A 21271-nucleotide genomic window follows, 5' to 3' on the forward strand; every position below is an offset into this window, starting at 1 on the left:
GACAATGATTTTAGAAATAAAAAAAAGAATGGATTTGCTGCAATCGGTAAGTGAGGAAACATATGGTAAAATGCACGAAATTGTAGATATATTGACCACATCAATAAAAAATGGCGGGAAAATATTATCCGCTGGTAACGGTGGTAGTGCAGCCAATGCACAACACATTACCGGAGACATTGTAGGCCGCTATAAAATGGAACGTAGGGCGTACGCAGCAATAACTTTATCAGTGGACCCATCTGTAATGACCGCTACGGGAAATGATTATGGGTATGAAGAAGTTTTTGCTCGTCAAGTAGAAGGTTTGGGAAACAAAGGCGATGTTCTGATAGTTTTAAGTTCAAGCGCCCACTCACCCAATTTATTGAAAGCCGCAAAAAAAGCTAAGGAACAAGGTTTAATCACAATCGGCTTTCTCGGAAACAATGGTGGTAGTTTAAAAAAACATTGTGATTATAGTATTTGTATTACTCCAAAGGATTCTGATTTGTCAGAAGAGTACGCAATGACTATGAATCATATAATTTTAGCTGAATTTGAAAAACAGCTGGTTAATCAAGAAATAATTAAAGGAAAAGAGGACTAATTATGAAAATTCTTACAGTTTGTGGTATGGGCTCAGGTTCAAGTTTAATTTTAAAAATGAATGTAGATAGTATTTTAAATGATTTAGACATAACAGCAGATGTTGAAGTTTGTGATTTAGGATCAGCAAAAGGAACTCAGGCAGATTTAATTATTTCAACGACTGGTTTAAAAAATCAATTAGAAGATATTCCAACAGAGAAAATATTTATTACAAATGTGATTAACAAAGAAGAATTGAAAGATGCTTTAACAAATTATCTTAATAAATAACATTTTATTAATCTATATATAATAAAGAAGAGGAGTTTTTAACAATGAATTTTATTTATAGCTTTTTTAATCAACCCGCTGTCATTATCGGTTTAATAGCCTTAATTGGACTCGTAGCTTTGAAAAAACCGTTCTCTAAAATCTTAACAGGAACTCTGAAAACGATTATTGGTTTCTTGATTTTATCTGAAGGTGGGGGGATTATTTCATCGGCATTAGACACACTAGGACCAGCTTTTGAAAACGCATTTAATATTCAAGGTGTCATTCCAGCAAATGAAGCCGTTATAGGTGTTGCTGAAAATATGTTGGGCAAAGAGATGGCATTAATCATGGCTTTTGGTTTTGTTTTTAACATCATTATTGCTCGATTTACGAAATTAAAATACATCTTTTTATCTGGGCATCATGTTTTATTTATGTCAGCTCTTCTAGCAGCAGTTTTGGGCACAATTGGGTTTAGTGGAGTCGAATTAGTAATAGTTGGCTCAATTTTCTTGGGAGCTGTAATGGCTATTTCACCTGCTATCGTTCAACCTTTTTATCGAAAAGTAACAGGCAATGATGATATTGCCATGGGACACTTTAACGCCATTACTTACAGCTTATCAGCTATAATCAGCAAAATTGTTGGTAACAAAAATAAATCCACAGAGGATATTAAAGTCCCAGAACAGCTCAGTTTTTTCCGTGATAATACAATCTCTACTGCCATCGTTATGATGATAATCTACGTAATTACTTTTCTGTTCGCCGATGCCAGTGTGATCAATGAGATGTCTGGCGGAGACAACATAATTATTTTCGCTTTAATGCAATCACTTAAATTTACAGCAGGTTTTGTTATTGTTCTCCAAGGTGTGCGTATGATGCTAGCTGAAATTGTACCAGCCTTCAAAGGAATCTCCGATAAATTGGTGCCAAATGCTACCCCCGCACTTGACGTGCCGGTTATTTTCCCATTTGCACCAAACGCTGTTCTAATTGGCTTTCTATCTTCTGTCGTAGGTGCAGTCATTGCTTTTCTAATACTTCCATTTACAAATTTACCTGTAATTATTCCTGGTCTCATTCCTTTATTCTTTGTTGGGGCAGGTGTGGGCGTCTTATCTAATGCAACAGGTGGGCTCCGAGGAACCATTATAGGTGGTCTTTTCAATGGAATAATGCTGATTTTTCTACCAGCCTTCCTTTTGCCTTTAATGGGGGACCTAGGGTTTGCTAACTCTACTTTCGGAGATGCAGATTTCGCAGGAGTCGGTATAATTATCGGCTATTTAGGAAAATTATTGGGAAAAACAGGGATTTATACTTTATTAGGAATACTGATAATATATTTGTTAATTTCCGCTTTCCGTCTTGCAACAAGCAATAAGGATGCCCAAGCTACACTGCAAACTAGAGGAGAAGATAATGTTTAAAAATTTCATTTCACTTTATGAGAAAGAATATATCTCAGCTTTGGAAAACTTGGAAAAGCACCCCTTAGAAGAATTGTTAAAAATTATTGAAGAGGCTATATCTCAAGAAAAAAATATCTTTGTCTTAGGTAATGGCGGTAGCTCTGCTTCTGCTTCTCATTGGGTTTGCGATTTTAATAAAGGAGTCAGTTTCAACAAGCGAGAATTAAAAACACGTTTTTTTTCATTGACAGACAATATCCCAATAATAACTGCTTATGGCAATGATGTTTCATATGATGAAATTTTTGTAGAACAGTTAAAAAACTTGATTAATAAAGGTGATGTTTTAATTTCATTGTCTGTTTCTGGTAATTCAAAAAACTTAGTACGAGCGCAAGACTATGTGCAATCGCAGGGATTAAAAACAGTTTGCATCACAAATAACAAACCGAATTTATTAAAAAGAAATGCAAACTTAACCATTTCGATTCCCTCTGAAAACTACGGTATCGTTGAAGATTGTCATATGTACATTTGTCATGTTCTTTCCCAATATATTTCTCAAAGATAAAGCGAGGTATTTCAATTGGACTTAAAAAAATTTGCAGATGAAATTAGATTATATACAATGAAAGAATTAAATAATAGAGGGTTCGGCCATTACGGAGGGAGTTTGTCAATTATCGAAACCCTTGCAGTCCTCTATGGTAAAGAAATGAATATCGATGCTGCTCATCCAGACAATGAGAATCGTGATTATTTTGTCTTATCAAAAGGACATGCTGGACCAAGTTTATATGCAACTTTGTTTTTAAAAGGCTATATTTCAGAGGAAACGCTAATGTCTTTAAATAATAATGGAACAAATTTACCTTCCCATCCTGATAAAAATCTAACAAAAGGTATTGATGTAACTACAGGTTCTTTAGGACAAGGATTGTCAGTCGCCACTGGTGTTGCTTATGGGAATAAGCTGAAAGGTTTAAATAATTATACTTATTGCATCGTTGGCGATGGAGAATTAAATGAAGGGCAGTGCTGGGAGGCAATTCAATTTGCCAATCATCATAAACTACATAATCTTATACTTTTCGTTGATGATAATAAAAAGCAATTAGACGGTTACACCAAAGACATTAATAATCCTATGGACTTTGTCACAAAAATGCAAGCTTTCGGTTTAAACTCTTTCAGAATTAATGGAAATAATATTAGTGAGGTAGAAGAAGCGATTACTAAAGCAAAAGAAAACGAAGCCTCAACAACAGCAATTATTATGGACACTATCAAAGGATATGGTGTAACAGCGGTAGAAAAAATTATGAACAATCATCATCTACGCCCTGATTGTTCTCTCCAATTTGAACTAGAAAGAGCTGTTCTAGAATTAGAGAATAAAGCGAAAGGACAGGTACCATATCGATGAGTGAATTACGACAAATTTACGCTGAAACAATTGCGGAATTAGCAAAGAAAGATGATAGAGTAGTTGTATTGGAGGCTGATTTATCTAGTTCGATGGCCACAGCAAATTTAAAAGAAACTATGGGGGAACGATATATCAATGTAGGTATTATGGAAGCCCATGAGGTTAGCATGGCGGCTGGGCTTTCGGTAACAGGACACATTCCTTTTGTCCATAGTTTTGCTCCATTTATTAGCCGAAGGGCTTTTGATCAAGTCTTCATTTCCCTTGCTTATTCTAAAAACCATGCTATTTTAGTAGGGTCAGATGTTGGTATTACCGCAGAAATGAACGGTGGAACCCACATGTCTTTTGAAGATTTAGCTTTAATGAGAGTAATCCCAAACATCACAATTTATGAAGTATCCGATCCACAACAATTCAAAGATATTTTATACCATTGTTATTCTCATAGCGGGCTATATTACATCCGTACCATGCGGAAAAAAGCGCCCAGACTTACGGATCAAATATGCGACTTAAAATCAGGATATCGTGAAATTATAAAAGGCAGTAGCGGTACAATTTTTAGCACGGGGTTTTTATTACCTGAGTGTATGAAAGCAGCCGAAAATTTAGCAAAAAAAAATATCCATGTCAGTGTTATTGAGACGTTTAGAATAAAACCATTGAACAAAGAGATGCTCATAGAAGCTGCTAAAAAAGGGCCAATAGTTACTGTCGATAATCATAGTATCACAGGTGGTATTGGCTCAGCAATTGCTGAAGTTTTATCAGAAGAATATCCTTCCAAAATAAAACGATTAGGAGTTGACGAAAAATTTGGACAAGTGGGCAGTACAAATTTTTTGAAAACACAATATGGTTTAACTGCAAAAGACATTGTACTAGCTATGGAAAAATTAGTTAATTAAAAAATACAATTTAAAATTAAAAAATCTAATCAGAAAGCACATGAATTATTAGAACATATGCTTTTGGGATAATTAATTGAAAATTATTTTCACCACTCAAATTCGATAAAAACCTAGAGAACGTAGCTTCTCTAGGTTTTTTGTCTTAAAATAGCTATACTTTCGAAAGGAGACAGTCGATATTTTTTGGTAATTTTGGTGTTTTCTTCGTTACTGATAAGGATGGAACTTTTTTCATTCACAAATTCATCTGGTAATTCTATAAGGACCTCCTCCTCGTAAAAATTATTCAGCACTAATAATTCATGGATTTCATCTTCACGTTTATAAGCAAAAACCCATGGGTGCTCAACTAGAAAGGGTTGATAATCTCCTATTGAGATAATCTGACACTCTTTACGCAAGCGTATCAATTGCTGATAAAATTGAAAAACACTGTCTTTTTTGCTCATCTCTGATTCTGCATTGATTTCTTTGTATTGTTCACTCACATTGATCCAAGGCGTTCCCTTAGTAAAACCTGCATGTGTACTGTTTTGCCATTGCATAGGCGAACGAGCATTGTCCCTTGATTTTTCTTGAAGTATTTCCAACGCCTGAGTCTTCGTCAGCCCTTTCTTCAACATTTCTTCGTAGGCATTGTAGGACTCCACGTCCCTATAGTCTTTCAAGCGGGTATAATCAGGGTTGACCATGCCTATTTCTTCCCCTTGATAAATATAGGGTGTCCCACGGAGCAAATGTATGGCAGCAGCTAACATTTTTGCCGACTTTTCACGGTAAATTCCTGTGTGTCCAAAACGATTTAGCGCCCTTGGCTGATCGTGATTGTTCCAAAACAAAGCACTCCAACCGTTGCCTTCATTCATTCCTACTTGCCATTCGTTGATAATTTTTTTTAGTTCGATAAAATCATAGGGCATACGTGTCCACTTTTGCCCGTCTTTGTAATCTACTTTTAGATGATGAAAATTAAACACCATGTCCAGCTCACGATTTTGAGGATTTGAATAACTCTTCCCTTGTTCCACCGTTGTAGAAGATAATTCTCCCACAGTGACCACATTGGACAACCGACCAAAAGATTTTTCATTCATCTCTTTCAAAAAATCATGCACGATAGGACGATCAGTATACAATGATTTATCTTCTTCGTCTGGTTTTGCATCCACCAACTGGACATCTTTTCCAATCAAATTGATTACATCAAAGCGGAAGCCCTTGACACCCTTGGACAACCAAAAAGATAAAACCTGTCGAAGTTCTTGCCGAACTTGAGAATTTCGCCAATTTAAATCCGCTTGGCTGACATCAAATAAATGCAAATAGTAATAATCTGTGTTGCCAAATTTTGCCCAAGTAGGACCGGAAAATTTTGATTGCCAATTAGTCGGTAATGAACCATCTTCCTGCGACTGGCGTAACAAATAATAATCTCGATATTTTCCCTCATCGCTCAGTGCTTGCTGAAACCAAGGATGTTCGGTGGATGTGTGATTAAAAACCATATCCAACATGACACCTATTCCCTCTTTTTCCAACAATGAAACTAATAATTCAAATTCTTCCATTGTGCCATAGAGGGGATCAATTTCCTGATAATTTGAAACATCATACCCATTATCTTTTTGAGGTGATGGAAATATGGGATTTAACCAAACCATATCCACCCCCAATTCTTTAATGTAAGGTATTTTTTCTATAATCCCTTGCAAATCTCCCACGCCGTCTCCATTACTATCATAAAATGACTTGGGATAAATTTGATAAACAGTCATTTCCTTAAAAGTAGTCATTTTTTCTTCCTTTTCAATTTTCTAACAACGTTTCTGCTTTATTGAATATATTATTTTTTTGGAACAAGATAGTCAAAAAAACAGGAACAACTATGGCAATTCCCATACAAAGTAAGAACCACAACCACGATTGGCTCTGAATCACTAATATTCCCGGAATCCCACCTACACCAATAGAATACGCGGTCACTTCAGATAACATAGCAACAGTTCCTGCAAGCGCAGAACCAATCAACGCTGCGATAAACGGATACAAATATTTTAAATTAATACCAAACATCGCTGGCTCAGTCACTCCCAAATAGCAAGATATCATGGCTGGAATGGAAACTTGTTCCTCTTCTTTATTCCCACGGTGCAAAAAAATCACTCCTAAAACTGCCGAACCTTGAGCAATATTAGACAGGGCAATCATCGGCCATAAATTAGTGCCGCCAAATTCATTGATCAACTGTAAATCTATGGCATTGCTCATATGGTGCAGTCCAGTAACTACGAGCGGAGCATATAAAAAGCCAAACAATGAACCGAACAACCAGTTGAAACTACTAGTCAATCCGGCATTCACGATTGTGGAAATGAAACTGCCGATTTTCCAACCGATTGGTCCCAAAATAATATGAGCTGCTAAAATTGTAGGCAATAATGAAAAAAATGGCACAAAAATCATTGAAATAGCATTTGGAATCACTTTACGCAGTCCAATTTCCAAATAAGCCAGTAAAAAGCCTGCAAGCATTGCGGGAACCACTTGAGCTTGATAGCCAATCATGTCTATTTGAAAAAAGCCAAAGTCCCATTGAGGTATTTCTGCTGCCCCGCCGACAGCAAAAGCGTTCAGCAATTGCGGGGAAACTAACGTAATCCCCAGTACGATTCCTAGGATTTGTGTTGTTCCCATTTTACGGGAAATACTCCACGTGATACCTACTGGCAGAAAATGAAAAATTGCTTCTCCGGGAAGCCATAATAGTGCATTAATTCCTGACCAAAATTGGGACACGTCAACAATTGTCTGATCGCCAAGAGCCTCGAAAGGAATCCCTTCCAAAATGTTCCGGAAACCTAAAATCAATCCCCCAACAACTAACGCTGGAATCAAAGGAGTGAAAATCTCCGCCAAAGCTGCCATAACCCGTTGAACCAAAGTCATATTTTTTTTGGCTGCCGATTTTGCATCGTCTTTTGAGACCCCTTCTTTGCCGGAAATCGTCCGAAAATCATTGTAAAATTCTGCCACATCATTACCAATAATGACTTGAAATTGTCCTGATTGAGTAAAGGTTCCTTTAACTGATGGTATTTTTTCAATTTCTGCCACATTCGCCTTTTTTGGGCTTTTCTAAAACAAAACGCATCCGAGTGACACAATGAGAAACAGCTGAAATATTTTCTGAGCCTCCGATTGCCTTCAACAACTTTCCCGCATCTTCCATAAATTTCCCCAAACTTTTTCCCTCCTCGAAAAAAATATTTACGTTTGCGCTTTCATTGTAGTTTTTTTGCTTTAAAAAAACAAATATAATATCTCAGAGAGAGTTACTTATTTCCCAACGCTCATGATAAAACCCTTTTTAGTCAATGAAAATTTAGGTAACAAGTGATAATAATACTTGTTACAAAGAATAATAAATAACAAATAAACCAAATGTCAGTTTGACGATTTTAAAGATAAATACAGCTTTGTATACACCCATAAGGATATAGGTACCACACTTAACATAGTCTCATAGCACAAAAAAATCTGATAATGATTATCAGATTTTTTCTTTTCCTAAATAAAATTTCTTCCTTTCAATAAGAGAATCAAATCGATCAATACAATAATGACGTAACCCAAGGTGGTCAAACTTAGCGTCCCAATGAAGAACTGCCATAAAGATAGGCCTTGACGTTCACGAGATTTTTTTAAAACATGGAGCAAGGTGGTAATAATGAGACCAAAACCAAAAGACAGTCCCAGAGTTTGAATGATAGCTATCAAAATGTGACACCTCCAACTTTATCATAAAATTTCTGTGGTTTTCTTTGTAGCTTCATAGCGTATTTCTTATGGTTATACAGATAATAATTTTAATCATCGGCATAATTTTTTATTTAAATTTCACTCACAATGATACCATTTATTAAACATTTTTTCGACTTAAACTCCGTCACCATGAAAAGGAAAACAAACATCACTGGGAAGACAACTCCCCTGCTGATTCTGAAATATACTTTTCAACTGCTGCTGTAATAAAATCGATATCCTGAGGGGCTAAGGTACTGTCAATAAAATGATATTCTTTATATTTTAAAGAAAATGTACTCTGCCCAATGGAGATGTTGCTGAGAATCAAATCGAAATAGTCTCCTGACGCAGGGATAGAAAAAATGTCTAAGGGATTAATGATCTTGATGAAAATTTCATAAGGTAAAAACTTTTCTATTTGGTACTTCAGATATTCCGTATGTTCCGAATTGGTATCAAAAAACAAGCCCAACTGAAACACTTTTTGCTTATAAGAGATTTTTTCTTCATAGTTTGGGAAAAAATTACTGAAAAGATAGCAAATATGTTCTATATTTTCCTGATGTTTATCTCCCAACGTTGATTTCTTAAAAGCAATTTCGATAGTCTTGTATATTTTTTTGGTCATTATCCGCCGTTGGAGCATCACAAACCGATGCAAATAATTATTCAAGATACAATAGGGCACTTGAAGGTTGACGCCGATCAAATATTGGAAAAGTATTTTAGGAAATAACGATTCGAAGTCTTCCGGCTCATAGCCATAAGCATCAAAGACCGCTGTAAAAATCCCCCTTAGGTTTTGCCCGATTTCCTCTTTGCTTTCCCCGTCATTAAAGACATGATGGGTCAAATAATACTCAAATCGCCCCAGTGACAAGCGGCTCTTTCCTTCTTTGCTCAAAATATCAATAAGGGGATATTCTTCTTTGTCCATGACCAAAAAATTGCCGTTTTTTTCTCTAATCATATGGACATAAATCATGATGATCAGCTTTTGAGTATCAGAAAAATACGGAGCGACGGGAAAATGCCGTTGCAATTCTAAAGCCACCAACTTTAATTCCTGTTCTAAATTTTGATTTTCCGGGAACTGTTTGTTTTGATATTTTTCAACAAAAAGAATAGAAAAAAATTGGGACACCGCCACTTCATTGCCCGCAATCCTGAGTGGTTTCTTGGCAATATAAAAATCATATTTTTTGATTTCAGCATTGATTTGCTGAATCAAGCGGATAACTGAGGATTTGCTCAGATTCAATTCGACTCCTAAAAGTTCATAACTGCCATAATCTGAATAAAAAAGTGTTTCTAACAGCTGAAAGGCAGGGGCACGTGCTAGAAAGTGGCTGTAAAGTTCATCGATGGCATAAGAGGGGGCCAGTGTTAGGGAAATATTGGGGCCAGTGTAATAATCTATCAGCAAAAAATTCGCTTCTACCATTAATTCGCTTAAATATTTTTCAACTAGAGACTGATTGATCCCTAATTTGTCAGCAACGTTACGACTGTCTAAATCTTTTCTGTGGAGCAACAGTTCAATCATACTTAATTTTTTTTGTTCCGATTTCGAAAGCAGATTTAAAAACATAAAAACACCTCCCTCGAAGCTTTCTTTTCACCTGTATTATGGTTCTTTTAACACTTTTTTTCAACTATAAATATAACAAGTAGTCAAAAAAAGATAAAAAAAAAGATTAATTGGCTATTTACTCCCCCTCATCTTCCTTCAAAATAAAACGTAGTCGATTGTAGCTCACGTCTAGCAATATAATTAGGAGGAAAAACATGGAAACAAAAAACAGATTAGTTCAAACGTTCATCGATTTAGTCTCAATTGATTCTGAATCAAAAGATGAAAAGCAAGTCCACGAGTATCTAAAGAATGTCTTCACTTCTTTGAATCTAGAAATCGTTGAAGATGACAGCATGGCAAAAACAGGTCTTGGGGCAAATAACTTGATTGCCAAGCTGAGAGGAAGTAAAAACACTGAACCTCTTTTCTTTTCTTCTCACACAGACACTGTCTCACCCGGAAAAGGCATTGAGGTCATTGAAAAAGACGGTATTTTATATTCCAAAGGGGACACGATTTTGGCAGCGGATAACAAAGCCGGCATTGCCATCATGATTGAAGCTATCCGCCGTATTCAGGAAGAAAAAATTCCTACCGGTTTATTGGAATTTGTCTTATCTCCCGGCGAGGAAATCGGTCTAATCGGTGCGGCTGCTTTAGACATGAGTTTACTCACATCAACTTATGGTTTCGTTCTTGACAGCGATGGGCCGGTCGGTCATGTGACCATAGCCAGTCCGTTCCTGCACATGTATGACGTAAAAATCATAGGTCGGGCTGCTCATGCCGGAATGGAACCTGAGAAAGGAATTTCTGCTGTGTCGATTTTAGCAGAGGCCCTCTCACATATCGAAACTGGCAGACTGGATGCAGAAACCACAGCGAATATTGGCTTCATCCAAGGAGGGGAAGCATCCAATATCGTTATGGACGAGTTGCTGCTTAAAGGGGAAGTACGAGCTATCTCTGAAAAAAGAGCGCAACAATTAGTACAGCAGATGGAAACATCTTTTAAGCAGGCTGCCGATAAATTTGGCGGAAAAGTAGAAATTTCTGCCAACCAGATGGCCACAGGTTTCCGAATCACAGACGATGAGCCTGTCATGGAATTGCTGAAAGAATCTACGACTCATCTAGGATTTGATTTAGTCTCTGAAATCAGCGGAGGCGGAAGTGACGCGAATATATTTAATGCTCAAGGAAAAAGTACTCCAAACCTCTCCATCGGATATGCAAATATGCATACCACTCAAGAAAGTGTCAGTATCGCAGAGATGGAAAAAGCAGTAACCTTAGTGATTGAATTAGCTAAAAGAACTCCCGCCAAAAGGAGGTAAGAATGAGCAAACTCAAAGAACAAAGTTTACAACTAATCAAAATAGCCTTCGCTGTTTTGATTTTGGGGGTCAGTATCAACATGTTTCTTGGCCCCCATCATATCGCAGCAGGTGGGGTGAGCGGTCTAGGCATTTTGCTGGAAATCGTATTAAATATCGACCGGGCAGTCGTTGTTTTCGCTCTTAACGTTGTCATGTTGATCCTTGCTGCAATTTTTCTAGGACGAAAAGTTTTTATGAATATTCTGTACGGCAGCCTTATGTTCCCTGTGGCACTGGGAATCGTCCCGGAAATCATGGTAGCACAAGACCGAATGTTATCCATGATCTTTGGCAGCATCATTTTCGGTATCGGGGTAGCTATCCTGTATAAAATCCAAGCATCCAGCGGCGGGACGACCATTCCACCATTGATTTTTGAAAAATATTTTCATTTGAACACTTCTTTGGGTTTGCTCTTTTCAGATGCTCTGATTGTTTGCTTCAGTCTATATGTTTTTGGTATGGAAGAATTTCTTTTCGCTATCATGTCGATCGCTATCACCTCTATTGTCATGATGTACATAGAAACAGGAACCAATCGAAAGAAAGCTGTCATGTTTGTCAGTGATGTTGCTACGGAAAAATTCAGAGGGAAATTGCAGACGGTACTCCCGGCGGACTTGACTCTTTTTGATGTCCGTTCATGTGAAACGCCTACAAATCAAGAGATGATTTTGCTGGTAGTTTCCGATAAAAATTACCCCAAGACAAAAGAAATCATTCAAACAATCGACCCCAAAGCTTTTATCATCACTTACAATGTTGCTGAAGTAAGTGGATTAGGCTTTACTTATCATCCAATTCAATAGAAGGAGAAAAAGAAATGGAACCAATTTTAGCTTTTAGTGTTGTTATGTTAATTTGGACAATCGGAGAATTTATTTCAAAAAAGACCAAAGCACTCGTCTCTATGATGCTTGTCGCATCTATGATATTTCTAGTTGGATTTGCTGCGGACCTCTTGCCTTACGATCTCATTGAGAAATCAGGATTGTTGGGCATCGGAAATGCTGTCATCGGCGTCATTATTGTTCATTTAGGCACAACCATGAGTCTCAAAGACTTGAAAGAACAATGGCGGACTTTCGTGATTGGCTCACTAACAGTCGTCATCATGACCATTGCCCTGTTTTTTGTAGGCAATCTGATTTTCGACCGAAACATCGCCGTTGCAGGAACAGCTGCTATCACTGGAGGAACAGTCAACGTCTTGATGGTACAAGATAAAGCTGCCGACATTATGAAAGCCGGTGGAGATCTCGGTGCTTTGTCAGGATACTTGTTAGCCGTTTTCCCGTTGCTGATTTTAAACTTGAAAAACCTTGTCGGCTTTCTGGTCACTGCTAACATTTTGAAAAAGGAGGCACTCCAAGTTAAACAGGATTACCGTGATGGTAAATTGGAGTATGTCGAAGAAGCAGCTGTCGCAGACCCTACTGACAATAGCACCAGCATCTTGCCGGATTTCTTGCTGACACCTTATGCCAAACTATTTTTACTAGGGGCAACTGTCTATATTTCCAGCTTTTTAAGTCAGTTAACCGGCGGAACAATCAATACATTTGTCATTGCTTTGTTGATGGGGATTATTTTACGCCACTTCAAAATTTTGAAACCTAGTGCACTATCCTCCACTGACTCCTTTGGCTTATTGATGATTTCGATTATGGTCATCGCCTTTGCACCATTAGCAGACGTGGTGCCGTCAGATTTATTATCATTGGTCTGGCCAATTATTTTCTATTTGATTACAGGTGTTCTGATGGTTTTCGTTGCTGCCTACTTTATCGGGCGAAAGGTCGGCTACTCTGGACCACTTTCTATCGCTGTGGGCATGACCACTTTCTTCGGCTTCCCGGGAACGATGGTATTGTCGAAAGAGGCCGCATCAGTCATAGGTGAAACCAAAGAAGAAATTGCTGTTATCGAACAAAATATTTTGCCGATTATGGTCACAGCCGGATTTTCCACGATTACGATTACTTCCGTTATCACTGGCGGATTGATCGTGGGATTGATTATCGGTTAACATAGTCCCAAAGAGACTACACATTCTTTATCAAAAAAACAGGTGTTGCAAGAGAACGTTAATGTTCCTTTGAAACACCTGTTTTTGCTATCTACACAATCCATTTTTAGCCTTGACATGAAGTGCACTCCATAGAGTAGAATCATAGTGAAGTGATATTTGATGAAATAGGATGATGAGATTTTACACCACAAATTAATAATCTGATGGGCATAAGTCTTTTGCCAATCGCTTATTACGTGAGCGATTATTTTTGTACTTCTTCGTCATAGGCAAAAAATGCCCTACCTAGACATAACGCTAGGCGGGACATTTTTATGCAAAGAAAAACTTATAGCAGTGACATTTATTTTTCCAAGTGGCACACTTGATTCTTTTCTGCCGATTCAAATATCTTTTCGATAAGCACCAGCACGTCACGCACTTCTTCATTTTTCACTACGGGTTCTTGCTCCCCGGCAACCACATGATAAAAGTTTTCGTAAAACTCCGAAAAGTCGGCTTTTCCTGCCGGCAGTGTGTCCCTTACAATCATCTCTTCAGATGGAGGAGCCATCGTTTTAGTCAACCCTTGTCCAGCCCGGATAGGCGTAGGTGCCACCTTTTCAGTGGTTTCTTTTTGCATCACCAGATTGCCTGATAAATCCCAATCATGGACGATGCCTGTTCCTTTAAGACCTTTGACGTACCAGCGTGGAAGTTTGATGAAGTTGCTGGTTCCCACTTCAACTTGTGCCTTCACTCCGTTTTCAAAGGTTAGATGAGCGATAAATCCGTCGTCAACCTCATCTCCAAGCACGTAGCTTAAATCTGCATAAACCGAAACTAGTGGACTGTCCACCATAAACAACATCTGATCCAGCAGATGGACACCCCAATCCAGTACCATGCCCCCGCCATGTTTTTTCAAATGACGCCAATCCCCTGGTATACCGTTGGCTCCGTGGACACGGGACTCAATTTGGAACAAATCGCCAATTTGTTTTTGACGGTACAATTCACGAATAATCAAAAAGTCTTCGTCCCAACGACGGTTCTGATGAACCATGAAGACTTTTCCTGTTTCTTCCACGACCTCCATGATGGCGTCAAATTCTGCCACATCCATGGTGACAGGCTTTTCACAAACCACATGCTTTCCAGATTTTAGAGCCTGTATTGCCAAATCTTTATGGCTGTCATTAGGTGTCGCAATCAGTACTGCATCCACCGCTTTATCCCTTAAAACATCTTCATAACTTTGATAAGTTGTAAACTGTTCTTCTGTGGCAGTCTGCTGTTTGTCCTCTGCAATATCATAAACACCATACGTTGTCACAAATTCATTTTTTCCAATCAAGTCTCGTGCATGGTAGCTTCCCATGCCGCCGAAACCAATGACGACAAAGTTTAATTTCTTCATTGACTCTATTCTCCTAACGCTATGCCCACCATATATCCACTGGTTGGTCATTAATCATGATAGACTGCAAGTTTGTTACTGCACGATTGAAACCTTCATCAATTGACATCAAAGGATCTTCATGCTCGATACTCAGCACATAATCATAGCCGTAAATTCTCAGCGCACTGATGATATCAGACCATTCGCCCATGCTATGACCGCACCCTACCGAACGGAAGGTCCAAGCACGTGTTTGAATATTGCCGTATGGCTGCATATCTGTCAGTCCATACATATTGATATTATCCTGGTCTAAATATGTGTCCTTCGCATGGAAATGATGAATCGCCCCAGCCTTGCCTAATATCTTGATAGCCCCGACCGGATCGATACCTTGCCACCACAAGTGACTTGGATCAAGGTTACAGCCAATCGCTGGCCCTGTCGCTTCCCTCAACTTCAACATCGTGTACGGTGTATGGCATAAAAATCCTCCATGAAGCTCAATACCTATCTTCACTCCGGCATCGGTTGCCACCTGATTGATTTCTTTCCAGTACGGAATCAGTTTTTTCTCCCACTGATAATTATAGTTTTCGCTATATTCCGTTGGCCAAGGAAGTACCGGCCAGTTCACTTGTGTGTCCGTCTCATTTCCCCCGGACACCCCAGAAAACGTGTTAACAACCGGCACATTCATTAAGGAAGCTAATTTAATAGCGTTTCGCAAGGTTTTGTCTGCTTCGGCTGCTTCTACTGGATCTGGTGATATAGGATTATTGTGACAGCTGAAAGCACTGATAGATAACCCCTTCTCAGATAGTTTAGCCAGATAGTCTTGGCGTGCCTCTTCACTGTTCAGCAATTTTTCTACATCACAATGGGCATTGCCGGGATTTCCTCCCACACCGATTTCCACCGTCTGCAATCCTGCTGCTGACACGACAGCAATCATTTCTTCAAAAGATAACTTATTAAATACTGGCGTAAAAACACCTAATTTCATATTAATTCCTACTTTCTATACTTTTTTCAAAAACTGATACGACTTATATTTTATAAAACGTCTCCTGGGTTTCTTGACTCCTTAGTCGAAGAAGACAGGCTGGCCAGTTTCAGAGGATTGGTATATCGCTTCTAAAATTTCTGTCACCACTAGTGCTTCCTCAGGCTTGACTACCGGTTCGGTATCATTTTTTACTGCGTCGATCCAAGATTGTGCCTCCAATAATTCTGGAGCAGAATCTGCACCGTCGTAAAAATCTACACCGCCTGTTTCCAGCTCAACTTTTCTATCATATAATAGTCCCCGGTCTTCCCCGTTGACGTATAAGCCATCGTCCATGTCTGCACCGCCCTTGGTCCCGCATAAAGTTGTTTGGGCTTCTCCAGCTTTTCTCATGTTGATTGCCCAGCTTGATTCCAAGATGATTGTGGCACCATTTTCCATGGTGATAAAACCAAACGCCGAGTCTTCAACAGTAAATTTTTCTGGATCCCAAGGCCCCCATGCATTAGCCGCATTTTTTGTTTGAGACAATTTATGATAAGCATTTCCTACAGCATATTTAGGCTTATAATTGTCCATCATCCACAACGTCAAATCCAACGCATGTGTACCGATGTCAATCAAAGGACCTCCCCCTTGGGCTTCCTCGTCTAAGAAAACACCCCAAGTCGGTACGGCACGTCTTCTGATAGCTTTGGCTTTACCTAAATAAATTTCCCCTAGCTCTCCATCTGCACAAATCTCATGCAAGTATTTTGAATCTGTCCGGAATCTATTTTGATAACCGATCGTCAATTTCATCCCTGTTTTTTTCGAAGCTTCCAACATGGCACGACCTTCTGCTGCCGTTTTTGCCATCGGTTTTTCACACATCACATGTTTGCCGGCTTCCATGGCGGCAATAGATATTTCTGCATGGGAACTATTTGGCGTACACACATGGATGATTTCAATGGAATCATCTGCCAATAATTCCTGATAATTTTCATAAACTTTTGCTTCCCCATCACCATATTCTTTTTTAGCCTTTTCTGCTCGTTCCAGCACTATATCACAAAAAGCAACCATTTCAACATCAGCCACCTGAGCCAAACTAGGGAGATGCTTTCCATTTGCAATGCCTCCGCATCCAATGATGCCAACTTTTATCGTCATAAAAAAAATCCTCCACTCTTTCGTATGTGTTTTACTATCTCCACTATACAAAAAAATGAAAAGGATTTCTTCCCAAAGATTAGGCACTAATTCCCGGATATTGACTTTTGATATTTTTTAGGCGACAAACCTACATATTCTTTAAACACATGATGAAAGGTCTTCACACTATTGAAGCCGGATTTTTCCGCCACCTCAATCATCGGTAAGTCTTCCGAGCTTAAAATTGATTTTGCCATATTGATACGGTACTCAGTCAAAAACGCCATAAACGTGATGCCTGTATTTTTCTTGAAGAAACGGGAAAAATATTGTGGATTAAAACCAACTTCCTGAGCCACACTTTCTAAAGTGATTTTCTCTTGATAATTTGTTTCCAGATAAGAAAAAATCACATCCATCTTTTGAATGACTTCTTGGCTTCTCAAAGATTCGTTAGAAACAACTTGTTTAGTCTCCTTGCTTTTCTTCGGGAGCTCCCCGTAAAAATAAAACAGGAGTTGATGAAGATAGAAATAAAATAAATACAAGCCGCCCTCATCCAATAATTGAGACTGATCATAAAGTTGCTGCAACACTGTCTGCATCTTGTTTTGCATTTCCTGAGACCAATTTCTACTCCAGTTTTCTCGCTTAGAAAAAACTTCCTGCACCGTTTCCCCATATTTTGCATCTAAAAAAATCTTGCTGAACAAACTTAAATCAAACTGATAAACTAGCCGTCTACTTTCAGGGGAGACAAGAAAGTAATGGGGAACCCCACTGTCAAAGTAATAAATTTCTCCCTCTTTTACTTCAACCAATTCATCTGCCACACCGATTTTTATCAGTCCCTCAACAACATAAATGATTTCGATTTCTTTGTGCCAATGAGGGTAAACAAACCCCTGCCCCAGATCCGAAAAACACCTAAAAGGAAATCTGGCATCCAGCTTGGGGATTTCTAAAAATCGACTTCTACTCAACAGTATTCCCCCTTTCAGATGTCTTTCTTTCTAAATTCTAACATCTATCTCTTTCAAGGACAATTTCCAAGCAAGAAACATCACACGTACTTTAATCTTTAGTTTTTCTGCTTTAACTCTTTGACTTTTTCACTGAATGCAGCCGCTTTTTTGGTCACACTGTCAAAACCAAGTTGCTCTAAATCTGCTGTTAAAGCACTGCCAACCCCCACAGCCCATGCCCCAGCTTTCATCCACTGATCTAAGTTATCCAAAGAAACTCCTCCTGAAGGCATCATTTCTGCATAAGGCAGCGGACCATGAACATCCTTAATAAAGCTTGCACCTAACAATCCCCCTGGGAATAATTTAACAACGTCAACGCCTGTTTCCATCGCAGAAATAATTTCTGTCACCGAACCGCAGCCGGGCAGATAAGGGATAGCATAACGATGACAGACTTTAGCAATACTGCTGTCAAAATGGGGACTGACCACAAATTTTGCACCAGAAAGTATTGCCTCATTGGCTGTCGCCGGATCTAATACCGTTCCTGCTCCGATAACCGCAGTCTTATCATCAACTGTCTCTGACAGCTTTTGGATAACACTACCTGCTCCGGGAGTCGTATAAGTGACTTCGATATTTTTTATTCCGCCAGCAATACAACTTTCTGAAATCTTGTATCCCTCTTCAGCTGTTTTCCCTCTAACTACGGCAAATAAATAGTTCTCTCTCAATTGTCCTAAAATTTTCGCTTTCTGTGACATGATTACCACTCCTTATTTTTATCAATATATTATTAATTATAGTCCCACACGCTAAATCTATCCTATATAAAACCGCCTCACTCAGAATATTCAGAAAAGCAATCGCAGCTGCTTTATTTCGAATAAAATCATGAATCAGTTGTATAACAGTCCTTATTCCACAACATGAAAATAAGGACTATGTCTATAATAACTATCTTTGCAATAATTGACCAGTCCCTCATAAAAATATTAGTCTAAGTAAATTTTTTATGGAAGAAATATCCAGCAAAAAAGTCCCGCAGCTAACCCAAATTTCTATTGTCAAAAAAACCGGAAGAATCCTTCCGGTTTTTAACGTTCATTCTATTTTAATGCTTCTACGTCTCTAGCAATCATAACCTCTTCGTCTGTTGGGATCAAAAAGACTTTGATTTTAGAATCATCGGTAGATATTTCACGCTCAACACCTTTGACATTGTTTTTCTCATCGTCAATTTCACAGCCGAACCAAGAAATACCGTTGATGATATTGCGACGGGTCACAGGCGCATTTTCGCCAATACCAGCAGTAAAGACAATCGCATCGACACCATTCATCAGGGCGACATAGCTGCCGATATATTTTTGCACACGATTATCGAAAATTTTCAATGCAATTTCAGAATTCTCAGTGCCTGCTGCCTCTACTTCCCGCATATCACTTGAAACACCTGACAAGCCCAACAGTCCTGATTTTTTATTCAAAATATCAACCATGTCTTTGATGTCAGTCAAACCTTCTTTTTCCATGATATACGGCAATAACGACGCATCGATATCACCGGAACGAGTCCCCATAGTTACACCTGCAAGGGGTGTAAAGCCCATAGACGTATCGATAGATTTTCCGCCCTCTATCGCAGTGACAGAAGCACCATTTCCTAAATGACATGAAATGATTTTTAGGTCTTCGATCGGCTTGCCCATCAATTGAGCTGCACGTTCGGCAACATAACGGTGGCTTGTCCCATGAGCACCATATTTACGTGCTTTATATTTTTCATAATAAGCCATAGGGATACTATACAAATAATTTTCCTTAGGCATGGTGGTATGGAATGATGTATCAAAAACAGCTACATTGAGCGCATGAGGCAATACCTTCTGGAAAACGCGAATCACTGTTGCTTCGGCAGGATTATGCAATGGTGCAAATTCTGCCAATTTGTCGATCATTTCGATTGCTTCATCATCGATAACTGCAGACTCTTTAAAAAACTCTCCTCCAGCAACCACACGGTGTCCGACACCAGTGATTTCATCAAACGATTGAATGATTGCCAACTCTGTTAATTTATCCAAAAGCATGTTGACAGCGAACTCATGGTCGTTGATATCCAAGATATCGTTGAATTTTTCTCCTTCGCCGTACTTAACAGTAAAGATAGAATCTTTCAAACCAATTCTTTCCACTACCCCTTTTGCGATGACTGTTTCTTCAGGCATCTCGAATAACTGCCATTTCAGACTGGAACTCCCCGCATTAATTGCAATTGTTTTTGACATAATAAACTCCTTCTATATATTATTTACCTGCCACCCTTTAAATTTTTCAAAGAAACTCTGGATAGCTTGAGGATCTTTCATTGACGGAATATTGGCAAGTAGTACTTCCTTTGCTTGTTGACTATTGTCTCCACGATTTTGAACAATGATGATCACCTTGCGGGAACTTTCTGACTGAAAAAGTGTTTTTGGCAATTCCAACACAGCTTGCAAGTAAACTTTTTCATGAAACCATTTTTTCAGCGCCGAACCTTGCTCAGAGCTTAAAAAATTCTCCGGGACAAGGAAAATACCAAACCCGTCAGAAGTCACATAGTTCATAGCTTGCTCCATCAATAAATGATGGGCATAAGTATGCTCCTCTTTGACTCCCACAAGAAAATCCGCAGCCCGTACATCATCGGGATAAAACCCCACCGGTAAATCACCAATCGTTAAATTTGCAGGCTGCAGCAGTAAATTTTGAAGACTATCCTGCAAATAAAACCCAACCTCTTGTTTCAACAACCCGCTATTGACAGAAGCAATTGACAACAGTAAATCATCTACCTCTACACCTGTACTGCGGATATCGAAATTTTCCTGTTTCAAATACAAAAGAACTGTAAACAACAGGTTCCCCGTTCCCACTGTTAAATCGTGGAAAGTCAGAGGCTCATTCTTTCTGGCTGCCAGCAACTGACCAGCCAAATAACCAATCAGAAATCCCAGAGAATCTGGTGTCAACTGATGATTAGGCTGAACCGGTTCTTTTTTAAACCCGCTTAAAAGAACTAATTGAATCACTCGCCGCATATCATCAGGCGATAACTCAAGCTCTGAGAAAAGCTGGTATTTGGTCTCCAACTCCGAGGCGACCTCTGCTTTAGGAAGACCGTCTACAATCCGCACCTTATTCCCTTCAAGAATATTTTCGCCTGTCTCAATGTAAGCTTCAAAAAAAGAACATTCAAGAGCATTCGCCATTGATAAGACACATTCTTCCAGCAATTTAAATCCTTGTTCTATTTTTTCTTGCGACACAGTGCCATCTGTTCCTTTCCTTGTCAAAAGTGACGATTACCTTCTCATTTTAACGAAAAAAGTG

19 protein-coding genes and 1 pseudogene are annotated in these 21271 nt (G+C 38.8%); 9 read left to right on the forward strand and 11 right to left on the reverse strand.

Annotated features, from left to right (window positions below; all coding sequences use genetic code 11):
* Positions 1-4: 4 nt before the first annotated feature.
* From CBF29_RS03735 to CBF29_RS03760, 6 genes are read left to right on the forward strand one after another with little or no spacing between them, the layout of a single operon-like run.
* Positions 5-589 (forward strand): D-sedoheptulose-7-phosphate isomerase, encoded by a 585-nt coding sequence (locus tag CBF29_RS03735; protein WP_126807488.1) that lies wholly within the window; start codon positions 5-7, stop codon positions 587-589.
* Positions 590-591: 2 nt separating this feature from the next.
* Positions 592-861, forward strand: a complete 270-nt coding sequence (locus CBF29_RS03740) for a PTS sugar transporter subunit IIB (RefSeq protein ID WP_126807490.1) — start codon at positions 592-594, stop codon at positions 859-861.
* A 44-nt stretch (positions 862-905) separates the two neighbouring features.
* A complete protein-coding gene (locus tag CBF29_RS03745; RefSeq protein ID WP_126807492.1) occupies positions 906-2282 on the forward strand; it encodes a PTS ascorbate transporter subunit IIC in 1377 nt (458 codons plus the stop codon).
* Positions 2275-2835, forward strand: a complete 561-nt coding sequence (locus CBF29_RS03750) for an SIS domain-containing protein (RefSeq protein ID WP_126807495.1) — start codon at positions 2275-2277, stop codon at positions 2833-2835. Before CBF29_RS03745 ends, CBF29_RS03750 begins: the two co-directional genes overlap by 8 nt.
* A gap of 15 nt (positions 2836-2850) precedes the next feature.
* Positions 2851-3690 carry a transketolase gene (locus CBF29_RS03755; protein WP_126807497.1) on the forward strand — a complete coding sequence of 280 codons (840 nt, stop codon included), beginning with the start codon at positions 2851-2853 and terminating at the stop codon, positions 3688-3690.
* A complete protein-coding gene (locus CBF29_RS03760) occupies positions 3687-4604 on the forward strand; it encodes a transketolase family protein (RefSeq protein WP_342775184.1) in 918 nt (305 codons plus the stop codon). The genes CBF29_RS03755 and CBF29_RS03760 overlap by 4 nt, the downstream gene beginning before the upstream one ends.
* A gap of 131 nt (positions 4605-4735) precedes the next feature.
* Here CBF29_RS03760 and treC read toward each other — a convergent pair whose 3' ends face one another.
* The 4 genes and pseudogenes from treC to CBF29_RS03780 all read right to left on the reverse strand — a co-directional run bounded on the left by treC (position 4736) and on the right by CBF29_RS03780 (position 10002).
* Positions 4736-6400: an alpha,alpha-phosphotrehalase gene (gene treC, locus CBF29_RS03765; RefSeq protein WP_126807501.1), complete on the reverse strand. Its 1665-nt coding sequence runs from the start codon at positions 6398-6400 to the stop codon at positions 4736-4738.
* Positions 6401-6413: 13 nt separating this feature from the next.
* A pseudogene (treP, locus tag CBF29_RS03770) lies at positions 6414-7848 on the reverse strand (PTS system trehalose-specific EIIBC component).
* 326 nt (positions 7849-8174) lie between these two features.
* On the reverse strand, positions 8175-8384 hold the full coding sequence (locus CBF29_RS03775) for a hypothetical protein (RefSeq protein ID WP_126807503.1): 210 nt from the start codon (positions 8382-8384) through the stop codon (positions 8175-8177).
* A 193-nt stretch (positions 8385-8577) separates the two neighbouring features.
* The gene (locus CBF29_RS03780) at positions 8578-10002 is read right to left on the reverse strand and encodes an AcpB/EbpR/MafR family transcriptional regulator (RefSeq protein ID WP_126807506.1); all 1425 of its coding nucleotides are present in this window, start codon (positions 10000-10002) and stop codon (positions 8578-8580) included.
* Between the two features lie 197 nt (positions 10003-10199).
* Between CBF29_RS03780 and CBF29_RS03785 the strand changes: the two genes are divergently transcribed.
* Genes CBF29_RS03785 through CBF29_RS03795 form a run of 3 tightly spaced genes read left to right on the forward strand, consistent with a single transcriptional unit; the run spans position 10200 to position 13395 of the window.
* Positions 10200-11324, forward strand: a complete 1125-nt coding sequence (locus CBF29_RS03785; protein ID WP_126807508.1) for a M20/M25/M40 family metallo-hydrolase — start codon at positions 10200-10202, stop codon at positions 11322-11324.
* A gap of 2 nt (positions 11325-11326) precedes the next feature.
* Positions 11327-12175, forward strand: coding sequence for a YitT family protein (locus tag CBF29_RS03790; protein ID WP_126807510.1), 849 nt, complete (start codon positions 11327-11329; stop codon positions 12173-12175).
* Between the two features lie 14 nt (positions 12176-12189).
* Positions 12190-13395: a hypothetical protein gene (locus CBF29_RS03795; protein WP_126807512.1), complete on the forward strand. Its 1206-nt coding sequence runs from the start codon at positions 12190-12192 to the stop codon at positions 13393-13395.
* 346 nt (positions 13396-13741) lie between these two features.
* Here the strand turns inward: CBF29_RS03795 and CBF29_RS03800 are convergent, their stop codons facing one another.
* The 7 genes from CBF29_RS03800 to CBF29_RS03830 all read right to left on the reverse strand — a co-directional run bounded on the left by CBF29_RS03800 (position 13742) and on the right by CBF29_RS03830 (position 21234).
* The gene (locus CBF29_RS03800; protein WP_126807514.1) at positions 13742-14797 is read right to left on the reverse strand and encodes a Gfo/Idh/MocA family protein; all 1056 of its coding nucleotides are present in this window, start codon (positions 14795-14797) and stop codon (positions 13742-13744) included.
* 19 nt (positions 14798-14816) lie between these two features.
* Positions 14817-15785, reverse strand: coding sequence for a sugar phosphate isomerase/epimerase family protein (locus tag CBF29_RS03805; RefSeq protein ID WP_126807516.1), 969 nt, complete (start codon positions 15783-15785; stop codon positions 14817-14819).
* A gap of 81 nt (positions 15786-15866) precedes the next feature.
* Positions 15867-16943, reverse strand: a complete 1077-nt coding sequence (locus tag CBF29_RS03810; protein WP_126807518.1) for a Gfo/Idh/MocA family protein — start codon at positions 16941-16943, stop codon at positions 15867-15869.
* Between the two features lie 86 nt (positions 16944-17029).
* Positions 17030-17908, reverse strand: a complete 879-nt coding sequence (locus tag CBF29_RS03815) for an AraC family transcriptional regulator (RefSeq protein ID WP_126807520.1) — start codon at positions 17906-17908, stop codon at positions 17030-17032.
* A 98-nt stretch (positions 17909-18006) separates the two neighbouring features.
* Positions 18007-18657 (reverse strand): bifunctional 2-keto-4-hydroxyglutarate aldolase/2-keto-3-deoxy-6-phosphogluconate aldolase, encoded by a 651-nt coding sequence (locus CBF29_RS03820; RefSeq protein ID WP_126807522.1) that lies wholly within the window; start codon positions 18655-18657, stop codon positions 18007-18009.
* 345 nt (positions 18658-19002) lie between these two features.
* On the reverse strand, positions 19003-20184 hold the full coding sequence (locus CBF29_RS03825; protein WP_126807524.1) for an acetate/propionate family kinase: 1182 nt from the start codon (positions 20182-20184) through the stop codon (positions 19003-19005).
* A 12-nt stretch (positions 20185-20196) separates the two neighbouring features.
* Positions 20197-21234: a class I SAM-dependent methyltransferase gene (locus CBF29_RS03830; RefSeq protein WP_126807526.1), complete on the reverse strand. Its 1038-nt coding sequence runs from the start codon at positions 21232-21234 to the stop codon at positions 20197-20199.
* Between the last annotated feature and the right edge of the window lie 37 nt (positions 21235-21271).

The organism is Vagococcus elongatus (assembly GCF_003987645.1).
GTDB lineage: Bacteria > Bacillota > Bacilli > Lactobacillales > Vagococcaceae > Vagococcus_A > Vagococcus_A elongatus.

Excerpts from the sequence above, each read along its gene's own strand:
- treC (WP_126807501.1), bottom strand. The coding sequence starts at position 6,400 with ATGACTACTTTTAAGGAAATGACTGTTTATCAAATTTATCCCAAGTCA.
- CBF29_RS03760 (WP_342775184.1), top strand. The coding sequence starts at position 3,687 with ATGAGTGAATTACGACAAATTTACGCTGAAACAATTGCGGAATTAGCA.
- CBF29_RS03800 (WP_126807514.1), bottom strand. The coding sequence starts at position 14,797 with ATGAAGAAATTAAACTTTGTCGTCATTGGTTTCGGCGGCATGGGAAGC.
- CBF29_RS03780 (WP_126807506.1), bottom strand. The coding sequence starts at position 10,002 with ATGTTTTTAAATCTGCTTTCGAAATCGGAACAAAAAAAATTAAGTATG.
- CBF29_RS03790 (WP_126807510.1), top strand. The coding sequence starts at position 11,327 with ATGAGCAAACTCAAAGAACAAAGTTTACAACTAATCAAAATAGCCTTC.
- CBF29_RS03735 (WP_126807488.1), top strand. The coding sequence starts at position 5 with ATGATTTTAGAAATAAAAAAAAGAATGGATTTGCTGCAATCGGTAAGT.
- CBF29_RS03745 (WP_126807492.1), top strand. The coding sequence starts at position 906 with ATGAATTTTATTTATAGCTTTTTTAATCAACCCGCTGTCATTATCGGT.
- CBF29_RS03810 (WP_126807518.1), bottom strand. The coding sequence starts at position 16,943 with ATGACGATAAAAGTTGGCATCATTGGATGCGGAGGCATTGCAAATGGA.
- CBF29_RS03785 (WP_126807508.1), top strand. The coding sequence starts at position 10,200 with ATGGAAACAAAAAACAGATTAGTTCAAACGTTCATCGATTTAGTCTCA.
- CBF29_RS03825 (WP_126807524.1), bottom strand. The coding sequence starts at position 20,184 with ATGTCAAAAACAATTGCAATTAATGCGGGGAGTTCCAGTCTGAAATGG.
- CBF29_RS03740 (WP_126807490.1), top strand. The coding sequence starts at position 592 with ATGAAAATTCTTACAGTTTGTGGTATGGGCTCAGGTTCAAGTTTAATT.
- CBF29_RS03795 (WP_126807512.1), top strand. The coding sequence starts at position 12,190 with ATGGAACCAATTTTAGCTTTTAGTGTTGTTATGTTAATTTGGACAATC.
- CBF29_RS03750 (WP_126807495.1), top strand. The coding sequence starts at position 2,275 with ATGTTTAAAAATTTCATTTCACTTTATGAGAAAGAATATATCTCAGCT.
- CBF29_RS03820 (WP_126807522.1), bottom strand. The coding sequence starts at position 18,657 with ATGTCACAGAAAGCGAAAATTTTAGGACAATTGAGAGAGAACTATTTA.
- CBF29_RS03805 (WP_126807516.1), bottom strand. The coding sequence starts at position 15,785 with ATGAAATTAGGTGTTTTTACGCCAGTATTTAATAAGTTATCTTTTGAA.